General features: G+C 72.2%; 16 protein-coding genes and 1 pseudogene. 10 read left to right on the top strand and 7 right to left on the bottom strand.

The window, feature by feature from the left end; genetic code table 11:
- Positions 1 to 6: 6 nt before the first annotated feature.
- Positions 7 to 1,191: an exo-beta-N-acetylmuramidase NamZ family protein gene (locus tag ACZ3ZD_RS17850; protein WP_467398050.1), complete on the bottom strand. Its 1,185-nt coding sequence runs from the start codon at positions 1,189 to 1,191 to the stop codon at positions 7 to 9.
- Between the two features lie 130 nt (positions 1,192 to 1,321).
- Here ACZ3ZD_RS17850 and ACZ3ZD_RS17845 point away from each other — a divergent pair, with 130 nt between their 5' ends.
- Positions 1,322 to 1,852 (top strand): hypothetical protein, encoded by a 531-nt coding sequence (locus ACZ3ZD_RS17845; protein ID WP_467398047.1) that lies wholly within the window; start codon positions 1,322 to 1,324, stop codon positions 1,850 to 1,852.
- Between the two features lie 87 nt (positions 1,853 to 1,939).
- On the opposite strand, the gene ACZ3ZD_RS17840 is transcribed toward ACZ3ZD_RS17845, so the two are convergent.
- Together ACZ3ZD_RS17840 and ACZ3ZD_RS17835 are read right to left on the bottom strand one after the other, a co-directional pair.
- Positions 1,940 to 3,076, bottom strand: coding sequence for a serine hydrolase domain-containing protein (locus tag ACZ3ZD_RS17840; RefSeq protein WP_467398044.1), 1,137 nt, complete (start codon positions 3,074 to 3,076; stop codon positions 1,940 to 1,942).
- A gap of 156 nt (positions 3,077 to 3,232) precedes the next feature.
- On the bottom strand, positions 3,233 to 3,604 hold the full coding sequence (locus tag ACZ3ZD_RS17835; RefSeq protein ID WP_467398042.1) for a winged helix-turn-helix transcriptional regulator: 372 nt from the start codon (positions 3,602 to 3,604) through the stop codon (positions 3,233 to 3,235).
- A 71-nt stretch (positions 3,605 to 3,675) separates the two neighbouring features.
- On the opposite strand from ACZ3ZD_RS17835, the gene ACZ3ZD_RS17830 reads away from it, so the two are divergent.
- Positions 3,676 to 4,272 (top strand): NADPH-dependent F420 reductase, encoded by a 597-nt coding sequence (locus ACZ3ZD_RS17830; RefSeq protein ID WP_467398040.1) that lies wholly within the window; start codon positions 3,676 to 3,678, stop codon positions 4,270 to 4,272.
- Here ACZ3ZD_RS17830 and ACZ3ZD_RS17825 read toward each other — a convergent pair.
- Positions 4,269 to 4,967, bottom strand: a complete 699-nt coding sequence (locus ACZ3ZD_RS17825) for a glycerophosphodiester phosphodiesterase (protein WP_467398037.1) — start codon at positions 4,965 to 4,967, stop codon at positions 4,269 to 4,271. The genes ACZ3ZD_RS17830 and ACZ3ZD_RS17825 overlap by 4 nt on opposite strands.
- A 20-nt stretch (positions 4,968 to 4,987) precedes the next feature.
- A pseudogene (locus tag ACZ3ZD_RS17820) lies at positions 4,988 to 6,194 on the bottom strand (adenosine deaminase).
- A 618-nt stretch (positions 6,195 to 6,812) separates the two neighbouring features.
- Between ACZ3ZD_RS17820 and ACZ3ZD_RS17815 the strand changes: the two are divergent.
- Entirely contained in the window at positions 6,813 to 7,214 is a 402-nt protein-coding gene (locus tag ACZ3ZD_RS17815; protein ID WP_467398035.1) for a DUF4190 domain-containing protein, read from the top strand.
- A 251-nt stretch (positions 7,215 to 7,465) separates the two neighbouring features.
- Here ACZ3ZD_RS17815 and ACZ3ZD_RS17810 read toward each other — a convergent pair whose 3' ends face one another.
- A complete protein-coding gene (locus ACZ3ZD_RS17810) occupies positions 7,466 to 8,023 on the bottom strand; it encodes an NADAR family protein (protein WP_467398032.1) in 558 nt (185 codons plus the stop codon).
- A 208-nt stretch (positions 8,024 to 8,231) separates the two neighbouring features.
- On the opposite strand from ACZ3ZD_RS17810, the gene ACZ3ZD_RS17805 reads away from it, so the two are divergent.
- The 7 genes from ACZ3ZD_RS17805 (at position 8,232) to ACZ3ZD_RS17775 (ending at position 16,006) form a co-directional block, all read left to right on the top strand.
- Positions 8,232 to 9,767: a gamma-aminobutyraldehyde dehydrogenase gene (locus ACZ3ZD_RS17805; protein WP_467398030.1), complete on the top strand. Its 1,536-nt coding sequence runs from the start codon at positions 8,232 to 8,234 to the stop codon at positions 9,765 to 9,767.
- A 53-nt stretch (positions 9,768 to 9,820) separates the two neighbouring features.
- A complete protein-coding gene (locus ACZ3ZD_RS17800) occupies positions 9,821 to 11,068 on the top strand; it encodes a polyamine ABC transporter substrate-binding protein (protein WP_467398027.1) in 1,248 nt (415 codons plus the stop codon).
- The gene (locus ACZ3ZD_RS17795) at positions 11,065 to 12,225 is read left to right on the top strand and encodes an ABC transporter ATP-binding protein (RefSeq protein ID WP_467398025.1); all 1,161 of its coding nucleotides are present in this window, start codon (positions 11,065 to 11,067) and stop codon (positions 12,223 to 12,225) included. Before ACZ3ZD_RS17800 ends, ACZ3ZD_RS17795 begins: the two co-directional genes overlap by 4 nt.
- Positions 12,225 to 13,154, top strand: a complete 930-nt coding sequence (locus ACZ3ZD_RS17790; RefSeq protein ID WP_467398023.1) for an ABC transporter permease — start codon at positions 12,225 to 12,227, stop codon at positions 13,152 to 13,154. The genes ACZ3ZD_RS17795 and ACZ3ZD_RS17790 overlap by 1 nt, the downstream gene beginning before the upstream one ends.
- On the top strand, positions 13,155 to 13,955 hold the full coding sequence (locus ACZ3ZD_RS17785) for an ABC transporter permease (RefSeq protein ID WP_467398020.1): 801 nt from the start codon (positions 13,155 to 13,157) through the stop codon (positions 13,953 to 13,955). It abuts the gene before it with no gap.
- Positions 13,956 to 14,002: 47 nt separating this feature from the next.
- On the top strand, positions 14,003 to 15,433 hold the full coding sequence (locus ACZ3ZD_RS17780; RefSeq protein WP_467398018.1) for an NAD(P)/FAD-dependent oxidoreductase: 1,431 nt from the start codon (positions 14,003 to 14,005) through the stop codon (positions 15,431 to 15,433).
- 114 nt (positions 15,434 to 15,547) lie between these two features.
- The gene (locus tag ACZ3ZD_RS17775) at positions 15,548 to 16,006 is read left to right on the top strand and encodes a hypothetical protein (RefSeq protein ID WP_467398015.1); all 459 of its coding nucleotides are present in this window, start codon (positions 15,548 to 15,550) and stop codon (positions 16,004 to 16,006) included.
- Positions 16,007 to 16,022: 16 nt separating this feature from the next.
- Here ACZ3ZD_RS17775 and ACZ3ZD_RS17770 read toward each other — a convergent pair whose 3' ends face one another.
- A complete protein-coding gene (locus ACZ3ZD_RS17770; RefSeq protein WP_467398440.1) occupies positions 16,023 to 16,583 on the bottom strand; it encodes a phosphatase PAP2 family protein in 561 nt (186 codons plus the stop codon).
- Positions 16,584 to 16,648 lie beyond the last annotated feature (65 nt).

The raw sequence follows: 16,648 nt of genomic DNA, 5'->3' as shown, positions 1-16,648 counted from the left end.
CCGGTCTCAGGGGTAGAGCAGCGCGTCGTCGCCGGCCCACCGGCCCGGTGGTGCCGGCGGGCCGCACAGCGGCAGCGGGTCCTCGCCCGCGTCGATCGCGCGCCGCAGCCGGTCGGACCCCCACAGCAGGTCGATGAAGTGCCGCTCGCCGGCCTCCGCGGGCCGCAGCCAGGCGAAGTCGTCCCGGTACAGCCGGCGCAGCGTGGCGAGCATCGCGACGGCGGTGCGTACAGGGGAGAAGGCGGCGCGGTCGGTGAGGTGGAGCTGGACCCCGCGCAGCGGCCGGCCGGCGTGCCGGTGAAAGGCCGGTACGAACCGCAGCTCACGGAAGCGCACACCGGGCAGGGCCAGTTCGGCGAGCGCGGGCGCGAACCGGGCGTCCACGTAGGGGGCCCCGACGATCTCGAAGGGCTGTGTGGTGCCCCGGCCCTCGGACAGGTTCGTCCCCTCGAACAGGCAGGTGCCGGGGTAGACGGCGGCCGTGGAGGGTGTCGGCATGTTCGGCGAGGGCGCGACCCACGGCAGACCGGTGGCCTCCGCGGTCGTGTCGCGCCGCCAGCCGGTCGTCTCGACCACGGTCAGTCCGGCCGCGCGCCCGGCGACTTGGGGGACGACGTGGGAGTTGAGCCACCGGGCGAGTTCACCGCAGGTCAGGCCGTGCCGGACGGGGATCGGCGCCCGTCCGACGAAGCTGGCCCACGCCGGGTCGAGCAGCGGGCCCTCGCTGACGAGTCCGCCCAGGGGGTTGGGCCGGTCGGCGACCACGAACCGCACGTCCGTGCGGGCCGCCGACACCATCAGGTCGAACATGGTCCACACGTAGGTGTAGAACCGCGTCCCGACGTCCTGGAGGTCGTACACCAGGGCGTCGACCCCGCTGCCGTTCAGCAGCTTGTCGAGGCGCTCGCCGTCGCGGCGGTAGGTGTCGTGGACGGGCAGCCCGGTGACGGGATCGGTCCGGGCGTCCTCGCTCTCGCCGGCCTGGCCGGTGCCGTGCAGCCCGTGCTCGGGCCCGAACAGGGCGACCAGCCGGGCGCCGGCCTCCAGCAGCGCGGGCGCGGCCGGGCGCAGGTCGGGCAGGACGCCGGTGTGGTTGGTCACCAGCCCGAGCCGTCCGGGCCCGGCGAGCGAGGGGTCCGCGTGCAGCCGTGCGATCCCGGGTGTCACCGCGGCGCGGCCGTCCGTGCCCATGCCCTGCCCCCGTCCGCCGGTACCCAGTCGAAGCGTGGAGGGAATGTACCGACATGTCCGGTAATCCCGCAATGATGACGTGCCGTCACGCAGTTTTGAACATGTTCAATTCCAGGCGTAGGCTCCGTCCATGAACGAAAGAGCCGCCCTGCTCAGGGGCATCCGTGTCTGGCTGGCCCTCTTCGTCGTGTGCCTCGTCCTGAGCGGGGCCACCGCCTTCCCGCTGGTGCACGAAGTGCGCTGGACGGAGGGGGCGTTGCGGGCGCTGTCCGTGCCCGAGTACCTGCCGGGGCTGACTGACTGGATCGCGCGGGTGCGGCAGGGGCTGGACAGCGTCGACACCGCGTACCCCTTCCTCCTGTACGGCACCGACTGGCTGGCCTTCGCGCACCTCGTCATCGCGGTCGCGTTCTACGGCCCGTACCGCGACCCCGTCCGCAACATCTGGGTGGTCGAGTTCGGGATGATCGCCTGCGCCGGCATCGTCCCCCTCGCCCTGGTGTGCGGACCGGTCCGCGGGATCCCGTTCTGGTGGAGCCTGATCGACATGTCCTTCGGCGTCTTCGGGATCGTCCCGCTGTACGTCGTACGCAAGAAGATCAAGCGGCTGGAGGCGCTCGGCGCGCCGACCGCCCCGCCCGCCGTCGCCGTGTCGGGCTGAACCCGGCGTACGGCGCAGCTCCTCGCGGGCGCGGGTGCAGGCCGCGAAGACGATGGTCGCAGTGGCCGGCGCACCGCTCTCCGTGTGTCAGCGGTTGAAGGCGGGGAACGCGAAGCGACGGGCGACGGAGAGGCCGTCGCCCTTCGCGTCCGTCGATTCGACCGAGTAGACCAGGGTGCGGGACAGATTGGGTGTCGCGGCGATCACCGTCGCGTAGCCCGGCCGGCTGCCCGTCTTCCCCCAGATCACCTTGCCGTCGACGTCGAACCGCTCCAGCGCCGCGCCGTACCGCGCCCCGGGCACGTCCGGCAGCGTGAACATCTCCTTCAGCTGCGGCTCGGGCACCACCCGGCCCTCGAACAGCCCCACCAGCAACCGCTCCAGGTCGGCGGTGGTCGAGATGAGATCGCCGGCCGCCCAGCGGTCGGACATGTTCCAGTCGGTCACGTCGACCAGCTTGCCGTCGATCCAGTCGTAGCCCCGGTTGTGCGGCCCGTGGATCCGTGGGTCCGCGCCGGCCGGGAAGGAGCTGTGCCGCATGCCGAGCGGCCGGAAGATCCGCACCGCGGCCTGGTGCGCGTACGAGTCGCCGGTCACCTTCTCGATCAGCATGCCGAGCACGGTGTAGTGGATGTTGCCGTAGCTCTGCTGCGTACCCGGCGGGTACGCCGGGCCCTGCGCGACGGAGGACGCCACGACCTGGCGGGGCGTCAGCGTCTCGAAGCGGTGCGCGTAACCGTCCTCCACGGTGTCGCCGAGGGACGCGCCCGGGCGCAGGCCGCTGGTGTAGTTCAGCAACTGCCGCACGGTGATCGGCGCGAAGTCCTCGCCGAGCAGGCCCGGCAGGTAATGCTGCACGGTGCCGTCCAGGTCGATGCGGCCCTCCGCGGCCAGCTGCAGCACGAGCGACGCGGTCACCACCTTCGTCACCGAACCGGCCCGGAACCGCGCGTCTGGCAGGGCCGGCGCCCCGCTCCGCACGTCGCGCACCCCGGCCGTCCCGCGCCAGGTCCCGTCGCCGCCGACGCGCAGCAGCGCCGCGGTGGCGTCGTGGTCGGGGAGCCCGGCGATCGCGGCGGCGAGGGCCTCGGTGTCGGGGCCCGCCGCGACCGGGGCGGACGCCGGGGCCGCGGGCGCGGCCAACGCGGGAGCGGCCAGCGGGCCGGCGGCCAGCGCGGTGACGACGGCGGTGGTCAGGAGGACGGAACGACGGGTGGGGCGCATGAGGGCTCCTTGCGGACGATCGGGCACCGGAAGACGGTTCGTGATCATCTTCCGGGGCCCGGCGCGGGGTGCGGATCCTCACCGAGGAGGGCGTACGACCCTTGCTCGGCCCCGATCAACCGGCCTCTGAACCCGGGGAGTTGTCCGGAACAGCCCCTACGGGTGAGGCCGGCGGTCGCGGGTGTGGCGCTCCTGCGCGGCCATCACCTCGTCGCCGTGCTCGAACGCCCAGGCACCGAAGGCGTCGATCGGCGCGAGCAACGTCCGGCCCAGCGGGGTCGGTCCGTACTCCACGCGGGGCGGCGAACCGCCGTAGGACCGCCGCTCCACCAGGCCGTTGAACTCCAGCCGGCGCAGGGTCTCGGTCAGCACCTTCTGGCTGATCCCGCCGATCCGCTCCCGCAGCACCCCCGGCCGCAGCGGACCGTCCCTCAGGGCCCACAGCACCACCGGGTTCCAGGTGTTGGCGAGCAGGTCGAAGGCGAGCCGGGCCCGGCAGTCGGCGAGGAAGGCGTGGTCGTCGGTCACGCACCGAATGGTGCCCGAGCGGCTTCCTACTGTCGTGTCCGTATCCAACAGACCCGTGAAGGGGAGACATTGTGCGGATAGGGATTCTCGGCACCGGGGCGATGGCGCGGGCGCTGGGCGAGCAGTGGGAACGGGCCGGGCACACCGTGGTCGCGGGCAGCCGCACGCGGGGTGACGTGCGCGCCGCGGCGGAACACGGCACCGACGCCGTACTACTGGCCGTGCCCCACACGGCGGCCGTGGAACTGGCCACCGGACTCGGCGACGTCCTGCGCGGCCGGGTGCTGATCGACTGCACCAACGCGGTGGGCCCGGGCTTCACCCTGCTCACGGCCGGCGGCCCGGCGATGGCCGAGCGCATCGCCGCCGCCGCGCCCACCGCCCGCGTGGTCAAGGCGTTCAACCTGTGCCACAGCAGCGTCTGGGGGCTCACCCCGCCCGTCTTCGCCGGACGCCCGCTCGCGGTCCCGCTGTGCGGGGACGACGAGCAGGCGCTCACGGTCGTACGACGGCTCGTCCGCGACCTGGGCTGCGTGCCGCTGCACGCCGGGGGGCTGGACCGGGCCGGACTGCTGGAGGCGACGGCCGCGCTGCTGATCGGGCTGTGGGTGGGCGAGGGCGCGGACGCCCAGGCGATCGCACCCCCGCTGGAGCACTCCGGCTGCTAACCGGGCGTCCCGTCCGCGGTGCGCAGGGAGTGCAGGACGTCGACCCGGTTCGTCGTGATCGAGTCGACGCCCAGGTCCAGCAGACGGCTCATGGAGCGGCGGGTGTCCGGGGTCCACACCGACAGCAGGAGGCCGTCGTGGTGGATGCGGGCCGCCAGCTCCCGGGTCACCAGGGGGAAGCGGTAGTTGAGCCAGCGGGGGCGGATCGCGGCCAGTACCGCGGGCCGGGGCGGGGCCAGGGTCGTCCAGGTCAGGGCGATCTCGGCGGCCGGGTCGGCGGTGCGGACGGCGAGCATCGCCTCGGCGTGCGCGCTGTAGTAGACCCGGTCCCGGGCCCCGCTCTGCCGGACCACGTCCAGCGTCCGCTCCACCGTACGGCGGCCGACCGGCCCGCACAGGTCCACCATCACCCTGCTGTCCCCGGTCGCGGCCAGCGCCTCCGCCAGCGTCGGCACCCCGTCCGCCGTGAGCCCGCGCAACTCGTCGGCGGACAGCGCGGCCAGCGGCCGGTCGACGCCCCACAGCCGCCGCAGCGTGTCGTCGTGCAGCAGTACGGGCACGCCGTCACGGGTGAGCCGGACGTCGACCTCGACGGCGTCCGCGCCCCGGTCGAGCGCGGACCGCAGTGAGTCGAGGGTGTTCTCACGGAAACGGTAGGGGTCGCCGCGGTGGGCCACGGCGGTCACGGTCTGCATGGCCCCCATTGTGGTGGGTGTCAGGAGGCGAGCCAGGCGGTGGTGTAGGTGTCGATCTCCGCCGTGATCCGCGCCTTGCCCGCCGGGTCGAGGAAGGAGGCCTCCACCGCGTTCCTCGCCAGGTCCGCCAGGCCCCGCTCGTCCAGGTCCAGCAACCGGGCGGCCACCGCGTACTCGTTGTTCAGGTCGGTGCCGAACATCGGCGGGTCGTCGGAGTTGACCGTGACCAGCACCCCGGCCCGGGCGAACTCTCTGATCGGGTGCTCCTCCAGGGTGCGGACCGCCCGGGTGGCGATGTTGGAGGTCGGGCACACCTCCAGCGGGATGCGGTGCTCGGCGAGGTGGGCGAGCAGCTCGGGGTCCCGCGCCGAGCTTGTGCCGTGCCCGATCCGCTCGGCGCGCAGCTCGGTCAGCGCGTCCCACACCGTCTGCGGGCCGGTGGTCTCCCCGGCGTGCGGGACGGAGCGCAGCCCGGCGGCGATGGCCCGGTCGAAGTACGGCTTGAACTGCGGCCGGGGCACGCCGATCTCCGGCCCGCCGAGCCCGAACGACACCAGGCCCTCCGGGCGGAACCGGTCCTCGGTGGCCAGCCGCGTGGTCTCCTCGGCCGCGTCCAGACCCGCCTCGCCGGGGATGTCGAAGCACCAGCGCAGTACGGTCCCGAACTCGGCCTCCGCCGCCTTGCGGGCGTCCTCGATCGCGTCCATGAACGCCCGCGCGTCGATGCCGCGCCGGGTGGAGGAGAACGGGGTGAGGGTCAGCTCGGCGTACCGCACCTGCTGGCGGGCCATGTCACGGGCCACCTCGTAGGTGAGCAGCCGGACGTCCTCCGGGGTGCGGATCAGGTCCACGACCGACAGGTACACCTCGATGAAGTGCGCGAAGTCGGTGAACGTGAAGTAGTCGACCAGGGCCTCGGGGTCGGTGGGGACCCTGGAGTCGGGGTGGCGGGCGGCCAGTTCCGACACGATGCGGGGGGAGGCGGAGCCGACGTGGTGGACGTGCAGTTCCGCCTTGGGCAGCCCGGCGACGAAGGCGCGCAGATCGCGGTCGGCGGTGCCGGTGGCGGGTACGGAGCTGTCGGTCAAGGGGTCCTCCCCGGGACGGGCGCCCGGGGCGGACACGGTGCGTTGTCCTGCGGTGCGGGCGCGGTGATCGGCTGATCGGTGACGCGGGATCATCGTAGGCCCCGGGCGATCGCGTCCCGCCCTGCCCGTAGCATGACAGGACATCCAGCGAGGGGGCCCTTCCACCATGTCCGACCAGCCGCGCCGGCCCATACCCGCCGACCACGAGGTCCCTGGGCCTCAGGTGTCCCTGTCGAAGGAACAGGCAGGGGTAGGGGGCGGGGGACCGGCGGAGCCGGGGGCGGACCGGGGGCCCGTGCAGCACGCCGTGCCGGATTCCGGCTCCGGCCACGGTCAGGCCGTCCACGACGCCGCTCCGGGCCCTGCCTCCGGCCATGGCCAGGCCGTCCACGACGCCCCTCCGGGCCCTGGCTCCGGCCACGGTCAGGTTCAGGCGCCCGCATCCGGCTCCGTCCACGATCAGCAGACGTTGGTCTCGTGGCCCCCGCCCGTGCCCGCCGACGCCGGTGGCGCGCCCTGGGCCGGCCCGTCCGACGGTTACGCACCCCCGGCCCCCGCACCGACCCCACCACAGCCGAACCCTTTCGCACCCCCGGCCCCCGGGCCCATCGCCCAGCAGCCGAACCCTTTCGCACCCCCGGCCCCCGGGCCCACCGCCCAGCAGCCGAACCCCTTCGCACCGCCCGTCCCGGCGCCGCAGCCGAACCCCTTCGCACCCCCGGCGCATCCCCTGCCCCCGCACGCGGGCACGGAACCGGTGCCTCCGCCGCCCATCGCCCCGGACGGCCCCGGCCAGGTGCCGTACGGCTACCCGGGCACCGCGCCCTCGTACGGCCACCCGGGCCCGCAGCAGACCCCGTACGCGCCCTACCCCGTCGGCACCGGCTACGGCTGGCCGGGTATGCAGGCACCCCCGAGCAACGGCATGGGGACGGCCTCGCTGGTGCTGGGGATCATCTCGGCCGTCGGCTTCATCCTGTGGCCGCTCGCCCTGGTGCTGGGCGTCCTGGCCCTGATCTTCGGCGGGATCGGCCGGGGCAAGGCCCGCCGTGGCGAGGCGACGAACCCGGGCGTGGCCCTGGCCGGCATCATCTGCGGCGCCGCGGGGATCGTCCTGGCGCTGGGCCTGGTGGCCCTGTACATCGCGGTACGCGGCTGAACCGGCGCCGGGCACTCCCGGCACCGCTGCTCCGTAACCGCTGCCGGGGCCGTCCTGCGCCGACCGCAGCGCGGGGGGGGGAGAGAGAGAGAGACCGGCAGCCCAGGCGCGACGGGAAGCACAGGTCGCGACGGCAGCGCAGACGCGGCGGGAAGCACAGGTCGCGACCGGCGACCGCGAACCCTGGCAGCGGGCGCTCCCCCTCAGGACGACCGCAGCCGGCCCCCCGGCAGGACGACCCGCGCCCCGCGCTACCCGCCCCCCAGCCCCTCCCGCGCCGCCATCAGCGCGAAGCCCAGCAGATTCCGCCCCCGCCACCGCTCCGGATCCGCGGCCGCCTCGTCGTCCGCCGGCAGGCCGATGCCCCAGACGCGGTCCACCGGGCTCGCCTCCACCAGAACCCGGTCGCCGGTGCCCCGCAGGAACCGCCCGAGGTCGGCGTGGGCGGTGAACTTGTGCACGCTGCCCTCGGTCACCAGGCGGAACCGCTCCCGCTCCCAGGTCGCCTCGTCGAAGCCCCGCACCAGCCGTCCCGCCGTCTTCGCCTCGGCGGGATGCCTCGCGGCCAGGACTCTCCGCTCCGCCTCCGCGTCCCCGAAGAGCCGGGCCTTGCCGGCCATCATCCAGTGCTCGGCCGTCGCGTACTCCACGCCGTCCACCGTGAACGGTGCGGGCCACCACTGACTCAGGCAGCTCGCGCCGATCCGGCCGTCCGGTCGCGGCCGGTGCCCCCAGAAGTAGAGGTACCTGATCCGGGTCCCCGCCCGGACCTCCCTGATCAGGGACGCCATCCCGTCGATCTTCCCCATGCACGCGAGTCTGGCAGGCACCACTGACACTCCGTCCGCCCTTTTCCGCACCGACTCGACACCTGGTCGACAGATTCCGTCGCGTAACCAAAAGGCAACAACGGAATCACTTGTTCGGACCCCATGCCTCTGCCAGGATCGGCACTCAAATCGAGCTGGAGCTACGCCACCCGCCCCCGGGCCGGGGTGCACGGCGGAGGAGAGCGACATGCAGAACCCGGGCACCGCCACCCCGGAACGATTTCCCGCGCAGGACCGTTTCGCCGAGGGCGCGCAGTTCATCGACGGCCGGCCGGCCAAGGGCACCTCGGGCCGCCGGCACGCCGTGACCGACCCCGCCACCGGCGCGGAGGTGTACACGTACGAGCTGGCCGGCACCGACGACGTCGACGCGGCCGTGGCCGCCGCGCGCGCCGCCTTCCCGGCCTGGGCCGCCGCCACCCCCGGCGAGCGCTCGGACGCCCTGCACCGGTTCGCCGCGGTGCTCGCCGACCGCGCCGAGGACTTCGCCCGCGCGGAGTCGCTCCAGTGCGGCAAGCCGCTGAAGCTCACCCGCGAGTTCGACGTGCCGGGGACCATCGACAACACCGCCTTCTTCGCGGGCGCCGCCCGGCATCTGCAGGGGCAGTCGGCCGGCGAGTACTCGGGCGACCACACGTCGTACATCCGGCGGGAGCCGATCGGTGTCGTCGGGTCCATCGCGCCCTGGAACTATCCCCTTCAGATGGCCGCCTGGAAGATCCTCCCGGCGGTCGCCGCGGGCAACACCGTCGTCCTGAAGCCCGCCGAGCTGACCCCGCTGACCTCGCTGCTGTTCGCCCGGGCCGCCACGGACTCGGGCATCCCGGACGGGGTGATCAACATCGTCACCGGCACCGGGAAGGAGGCCGGTGAGCACCTCGTCGGGCACCCCGACGTCGCCATGACCTCCTTCACGGGCTCCACCGCCGTCGGCAGGCGCGTCGCCGAGATCGCCACCTCCACCGTCAAGCGGCTGCACCTGGAGCTGGGCGGCAAGGCCCCCTTCGTCGTCTTCGACGACGCCGACCTGACGGCCGCCGTGCACGGCGCGGTCGCGGGCGCCCTCATCAACACCGGGCAGGACTGCACGGCCGCCACGCGCGCGTACGTGCAGCGGCCGCTGTACGAGGCGTTCGTGGAGCGGACGGCCGCGCTGATGGAGACGGTCCGGCTCGGCGACCCCTTCGCGCCCGGCACCGATCTCGGTCCGCTGATCTCGCACGCCCAGCGCGACCGGGTCGCCGCCTTCGTGGACCGGGCGCGAGGCTACGCGCGCGTGGTCACCGGCGGCGAGGCTCCCGGGGGCGACCTGAAGGACGGCGCCTACTACCGGCCCACGCTGATCGCCGGCGCGGCCCAGGACAGCGAGATCGTCCAGTCGGAGATCTTCGGTCCCGTACTGGTCGTCCTTCCGTTCGACGGCGATGATGAAGGAATCCGGCTGGCCAACGACACCCCCTACGGCCTCGCCGCCTCCGCGTGGAGCACGAACGTCTACCGCGCCAACCGGGCCACCCGTGAGATCAGGGCGGGCTGCGTCTGGATCAACGACCACATCCCGATCATCAGCGAGATGCCGCACGGCGGTTACCGGGCCTCGGGCTTCGGCAAGGACATGTCGGCCTACTCGTTCGAGGAATACACGCAGGTCAAACACGTCATGTTCGACAACACCGCGGTGGCCGAGAAGGACTGGCACCGCACCGTCTTCGGGGACCGCTAGAGAACGACCAGGCCACCCAGCAGGCCGATCCCTCCCGAAAGGGCACCACGCGCATGGAGCAGTACGAGCCCGACCGCCTCACCCCGCCCCAAGTGGCCGCCATGCGACGCAGTCTGCGCAGCGGCCGGGCCGCCCTCACCCGCCGCTCGCTGCTGCGGGTCACCGCGAGCGGCGCGCTCGCGGCCGGCGGCCTCGGGGCGCTGAGCGGCTGCGGGATCCCCGCGGCGGGCAGAACCCAGGGCGGTACCTCCGCCGAGGACCACTCGGCCCGCGAGAAGGTCGTGAACTTCTCCAACTGGACCGAGTACATCGACGTGGACGCGAGCGGCAAGCGCCACCCCACCCTGGAGACCTTCCACCGGCGGACCGGGATCACGGTCGACTACACCGAGGACATCAACGACAACAACGAGTTCTTCGGCAAGATCAAGCCCCAGCTCGCCGCGGGCCAGGACACCGGCCGGGACATCATCGTCCTCACCGACTGGCTGGCCGCCCGGCTGATCCGCCTCGGCTGGGTGCAGAAGCTCGACCCGTCGAACCTCCCGCACGCCTACGCCAACCTCTCGGCCCAGTTCCGCGACCCCGACTGGGACCCCGGGCGGGCGTACTCGTACCCCTGGCAGGGCATCTCCACCGTGATCGCCTACAACAAGAAGGCGCTCGACGGCATCGAGGTGAGGTCGGTCTCCGACCTGCTCGACAACCCCCGGCTGAAGGGGCGCGTCGGCTTCCTGTCGGAGATGCGGGACTCCGTCGGGATGACCCTGCTCGACATGGGCAAGGACCCGGCGCGGTTCTCCGACGACGACTTCGACGCGGCGATCGCCCGCCTCCAGAAGGCCGTCGACAAGGGCCAGATCCGCCGTTTCACCGGCAACGACTACACCTCCGACCTGACCAAGGGCGACTTCGCGGCCTGCGTGGCCTGGGCGGGCGACGTGGTCCAGCTCAAGGCGGACAGCCCGGACGTCGACTACGTCGTACCGGACAGCGGCTACATGACGTCGACCGACAACATGTGCGTCCCCAACAAGGCACGGCACAAGACGAACGCCGAGCGGCTCATGGACTTCTACTACGAGCCCCCGCAGGCCGCCGCGCTCGCCGCGTACATCAACTACGTGACACCGGTCGACGGCGTGAAGCCCTACCTTGCGAAGATCGACAAGGACGCGGCGGACAACCCGCTGATCGTCCCCGACAAGGCCATGCAGGCGAAGTCCCATGCCTTCCGCTCCCTGAGCCAGAAGGAAGAGACGGCCTACGAAGAGAAGTTCGCGAAGCTCACAGGGGCGTGACGACGATGAAGACGACACCGGACAACAGCGGCGACGTCCGCCTCTCCGGCATCTCCAAGACCTACGGCTCCTTCACCGCCGTACACCCGCTGGACCTGACCGTGCCCGAGGGCTCCTTCTTCGCCCTGCTGGGCGCCTCCGGCTGCGGCAAGACCACCACCCTGCGCATGATCGCCGGCCTGGAGGAACCCTCCTCCGGCACCGTGCGCCTCGGCGACCAGGACGTCACCCACCTGCCGCCGTACAAGCGGCCGGTGAACACGGTCTTCCAGTCCTACGCCCTCTTCCCGCACCTCGACATCTTCGAGAACGTCGCCTTCGGTCTGCGCCGGCGCGGCATCAAGAGCGTGAAGAAGCAGGTCGAGGACATGCTGGAGCTGGTCCAGCTGGGCGAGCAGGCGCGCAAGAAGCCGCACCAGCTCTCCGGCGGCCAGCAGCAGCGGGTCGCCGTGGCCCGCGCGCTGATCAACCACCCGAAGGTGCTCCTGCTGGACGAGCCGCTCGGCGCCCTCGACCTCAAGCTGCGCCGCCAGATGCAGCTGGAGCTCAAGCGCATCCAGACCGAGGTCGGCATCACCTTCGTGCACGTCACGCACGACCAGGAGGAGGCCATGACCATGGCCGACACGGTCGCGGTGATGAACGCGGGCCGCGTCGAGCAGCTCGGCTCCCCGGCCGACCTGTACGAGAACCCGCACACCACGTTCGTCGCGAACTTCCTCGGCACCTCCAACCTCATCGAGGCCGAGGTCGACACGAAGAACGGCGACGACATCGTGCTCAGGGCCGGCGGCGGCAAGCTGGTCCTGCCCGAGGCGCGATGTACGGCGCCGACGACGGCCGGCGGCAAGGTGCTGGTCGGCATCCGCCCCGAGAAGATCTCCCTCACGCACGCCGACGAGTCCGGCGCCATCCCCGAGGGCCGCAACCGCATCACCGGCAGGATCGCCGACGCCAGCTTCATCGGCGTGTCCACGCAGTACGTGATCGACAGCGCGGTGTGCCCCGAGTTCGCGGTCTACGTCCAGAACGTCGAGCGCGACGGCCGGCTGGTCCCCGGCGCCGACGTCGTCCTGCACTGGAGCCCGGCCCACACCTTCGGCCTCGACGCGGACCAGGACATCGACGCGGGCACCGAGGAAGAGGCGGCCGCCTGATGTCGACGCTCACCGAGGCGCCCCCGCCGCTCGCCCCGCCCACCGAGGGGAAGAAGCCCCCGCGCAAGCGCGGCCGGTTCACCCCGTACTGGCTGCTGCTGCCCGGCATGCTCTGGCTGATCGTCTTCTTCGCGCTGCCGATGATCTACCAGGCCTCCACCTCCGTGCAGCAGGGCTCGCTGGAGGAGGGCTACAAGGTCACCTGGCACTTCGCGACCTACTGGAACGCGCTCGCCGAGTACTGGCCGCAGTTCCTGCGGTCGGTGTTCTACGCGGCCGCCGCGACCGTGCTGTGCCTGCTGCTCGGCTATCCGCTGGCCTACCTCATCGCCTTCCGCGCCGGCCGCTGGCGCAACCTGATCATGGTCCTGGTGATCGCGCCGTTCTTCACCAGCTTCCTGATCCGCACCCTGGCCTGGAAGACGATCCTCGCGGACAACGGCCCGGTCGTGCACGCGCTGGGCTCGCTGCACGTCCTGGACCTCACCAACTGGCTCGGCTGGACGGCCGGCGACCGCGTCCTCGCCACCCCGCTCGCGGTGGTGTGCGGGCTGACGTACAACTTCCTGCCGTTCATGATCCTGCCGCTGTACACCTCGCTGGAGCGGATCGACGGACGGCTGCACGAGGCGGCCGGTGACCTCTACGCCAGGCCGTGGACCACCTTCCGCAAGGTCACCTTCCCGCTGTCCATGCCGGGCGTGGTCTCCGGGACGCTGCTCACCTTCATCCCGGCGGCCGGTGACTACGTCAACGCCGAACTCCTCGGCTCCACCGACACCCGCATGATCGGCAACGTCATCCAGACGCAGTTCCTGCGCATCCTGGACTATCCGACGGCCGCGGCCCTGTCCTTCATCCTCATGGCCGCGATCCTGGCCATGGTCACGCTCTACATCCGCCGGTCCGGCACGGAGGATCTGGTCTGAATGCCCTTCGTCAACTGGCTCAAGCGCCGTCTCGTCGTCATCGCCGGACTGCTGACCCTCGGCTATCTCCTGCTGCCGAACGTCATCGTCACGGTGTTCTCGTTCAACAAGCCGAAGGGCCGCTTCAACTACGAGTGGCAGCGGTTCTCCACGGACGCCTGGAAGGACCCGTGCGGCGTCGCCGGCATGTGCGGCTCGCTGTCCCTCAGCCTCCAGATCGCCGTGTGGGCCACGGTCGGCGCCACGATCCTCGGCACGATGATCTCCTTCGCGCTGGTCCGCTACCGCTTCCGCGCCCGCGGCGCCGTCAACTCGCTGATCTTCCTGCCGATGGCGATGCCCGAGGTCGTCATGGCCGCCTCGCTGCTCACCCTGTTCCTCAACATGGGCGCGCAGCTCGGCTTCTGGACGATCCTGATCGCCCACATCATGTTCTGCCTGAGCTTCGTCGTCACCGCGGTCAAGGCGCGCGTGATGTCGATGGACCCGCGCCTGGAGGAGGCCGCCCGGGACCTGTACGCCGGTCCCGTGCAGACCTTCCTGCGGGTCACCCTGCCGATCGCGGCACCCGGGATCGCCGCGGGCGCGCTGCTCTCCTTCGCGCTCTCCTTCGACGACTTCATCATCACCAACTTCAACGCCGGCTCGACCGTCACCTTCCCGATGTTCGTGTGGGGCTCGGCGCAGCGCGGCACGCCCGTGCAGATCAACGTCATCGGTACGGCCATGTTCCTCGTCGCCGTGCTCCTCGTCCTGACCTCGATGGTCGTCAACAACCGCCGCAACAGGCAAAAGGCCTAGCCCTTTTCCGGAACGTCCTCCGTAGGGATCTGTAGGGAGTTGAAATCATGGCCCCAAGCGCCATGAGCCGTGGAAAAGACAACTGGATCGCCTCACTCTCCGAAGCCCAGCCGGTCCCGTACTGGCTGGAAGACCCCGGCAAGCCGCCCGCCGAGCCCGCCCTCACCGGCACCGAGACCTGCGACCTGCTGGTCGTCGGCGGCGGCTACAGCGGACTGTGGACCGCGCTGAACGCCAAGGAGCGCGACCCGCGGCGCGATGTGGTGCTGCTGGAAGGCCGCGAGGTGGGCTGGGCCGCCTCCGGCCGCAACGGCGGCTTCTGCGCCGCCTCCCTCACGCACGGCCTGCCCAACGGCCTGGCCCGCTGGCCGGGCGAGATCCACAAGCTGGAGGAGCTGGGCCGGCGCAACCTCGACGAGATCGAGGCCGCGGTCGCCCGGCACGGCATCGACTGCGACTTCGAACGCACCGGCGAGATCGACGTCGCCACCGCGGCCTACCAGGCCTGGGAACTGCGCGACTGGCACCGGCAGCTGGTGGACAGGGGGCTCGCGGACGGCATCGAGTTCCTGGACGCCGACGCCGTGCGCGAGCAGGTGAACTCGCCCACCTTCGAGGCGGGCCTGTGGGACCGCCGGGGCGTGGCCATGCTGCACCCGGCCAAACTCGCCTGGGGCCTGAAGAAGGCCTGCCTGGAACTCGGGGTGCGGGTGTACGAGCACACCCCCGCCCTCTCCCTGAAGAGCTACGGCGCCGGGATGGCCGTACGCACCCCGTACGGCGCCGTCCGGGCCCGCCGGGTCGCGCTCGGCACCAACATCTTCCCGAGCCTGCTGCGCCGCGTCCGCTCGTACACCGTCCCGGTCTACGACTACGCGCTGATGACCGAGCCCCTGAGCGCCGACCGGCTCGCCTCGATCGGCTGGAAGAACCGGCAGGGCCTCGGGGATTCCGCGAACCAGTTCCACTACTTCCGGCTGTCCGCCGACAACCGCATCCTGTGGGGCGGCTACGACGCCATCTACCCCTACGGCGGCCGGGTCCGCGCCGAGTACGACGACCGGCCCGAGACCTACGCCAAGCTCGCGGGCCACTTCTTCACCTGCTTCCCGCAGTTGGAGGGCGTCCGCTTCACCCACGCCTGGGGCGGCGCGATCGACACCTGCTCCCGCTTCTCGGCGTTCTTCGGCACCGCCCACCAGGGCCGGGTGGCCTACGCCGCGGGCTACACGGGCCTCGGGGTCGGCGCGTCCCGGTTCGGCGCGGACGTGATGCTGGACCTGCTGGACGGGGAGCGCACCGAGCGGACCGAGCTGGAGATGGTCCGCAAGAAGCCGCTGCCGTTCCCGCCGGAGCCGTTCGCCTGGACCGGCATCGCCCTCACCAAGTGGTCCCTGGCCCGCGCGGACGCCCACGGCGGCCGGCGCAACCTGTGGCTGCGCACGATGGACCGGCTGGGGCTCGGCTTCGACAGCTGATGTGAGCCGGTTCACTCCAACGGGGCGGGCGCAGTCGCGTAATGCCCTGCGGAGAACCTCCCTCTCTTCTCCCGGCGCGACCGCGTCACAGGAAGAGGAGAGGGAGGCTCAACGATGACAGGGGCGAAGACAGCGGTCGAATGGCTGGCATCGGTCGCACCGGACCCCGGGGCCTGCCGCTGGGAGTGGGAACGCAATCCCCTCGGGGTCGCCCTGCTGCCCGCCGGCCGGGCGTGGGACGTCCTGATCCTGCCGGGCGACCTGGGCTATCCGACCCTGGACGTGCTCACCCGCGTCCTGGACCGGCTCGGCCCGGTGCTCGTCGACTTCGGCGACAGCCGGGTCGGGTTCTTCGTGCCCCCGGGCACCGCGACCCGCTGGCTCGGCACCGGCATCCGTACCGCCGGGGCCGGCACCTGGATCGTCGTACCGTACCCGGGCCGGGCGACCCGCGGTGTGCGCTGGCTGGTGCCGCCGGACGGCTCGGGCACGCTGACCGACCCGGCGCTGCTGGAACTGGCGATGCACGAGGCCGCCGCGGAGCAGGCCCGGCGCCGGGACGAGGACCGGTAGCGGGCGGACGGTGTGGTCACCCGGGCGTCCGGCGGCCGCTCCGGCCGACGCCCGGCACGAGGGACAGGGCGGTCAGCAGCACGGTGCACAGACACCAGCTGGCCACCACGTCCAGCGGCCAGTGGTAGCCGTGCCGGACCAGACCGTACGACACCCCGAGGACCAGCACCGCGGTGCCGGCCAGCAGCGAGCGGCGGGCGGCGGGGGAGCGGAGCCAGGGGAGCCAGAGCAGGGCCGCCGAGCCGTAGGCGACCGCCGCCGTGGCCGTGTGACCGGAGGGGAAGTAGCCGACGGCCGGGGGCACCACCGGCGTCCCGGGCCGGGCGGTCCAGTCCTTCAGCGGTTCGACGATCGCCGGGACCAGCGCCATCAGCACGGCCGCGGCGAGCGGCGGCAGCCACCACCGCTCGGCCCCGGCGGCCCGGCCCCGCCACAGGACGTGGCCGAGGACGAGCACCAGGACCGGGACGGCGACCTGGATGTTCCCCAGGTCGGACAGGATCTCGGCGAACCGGTCCGGGCGGACCAGGGCCCGGCTCAGCCGGGCGTCCAGGCGCAGCAGCGGGCCGTGCGCCATGACCTGCCAGGTGATCAGCGCGAAGAGGACGGCCGGGAGGGCGAGGAGCGGGGCGCGGCGGACTG

It is taken from the genome of Streptomyces sp. NPDC023481, from assembly GCF_055560195.1.
Note: the sequence above shows the minus strand (reverse complement) of the source record. Positions and strands in the feature narration are given on the sequence as shown.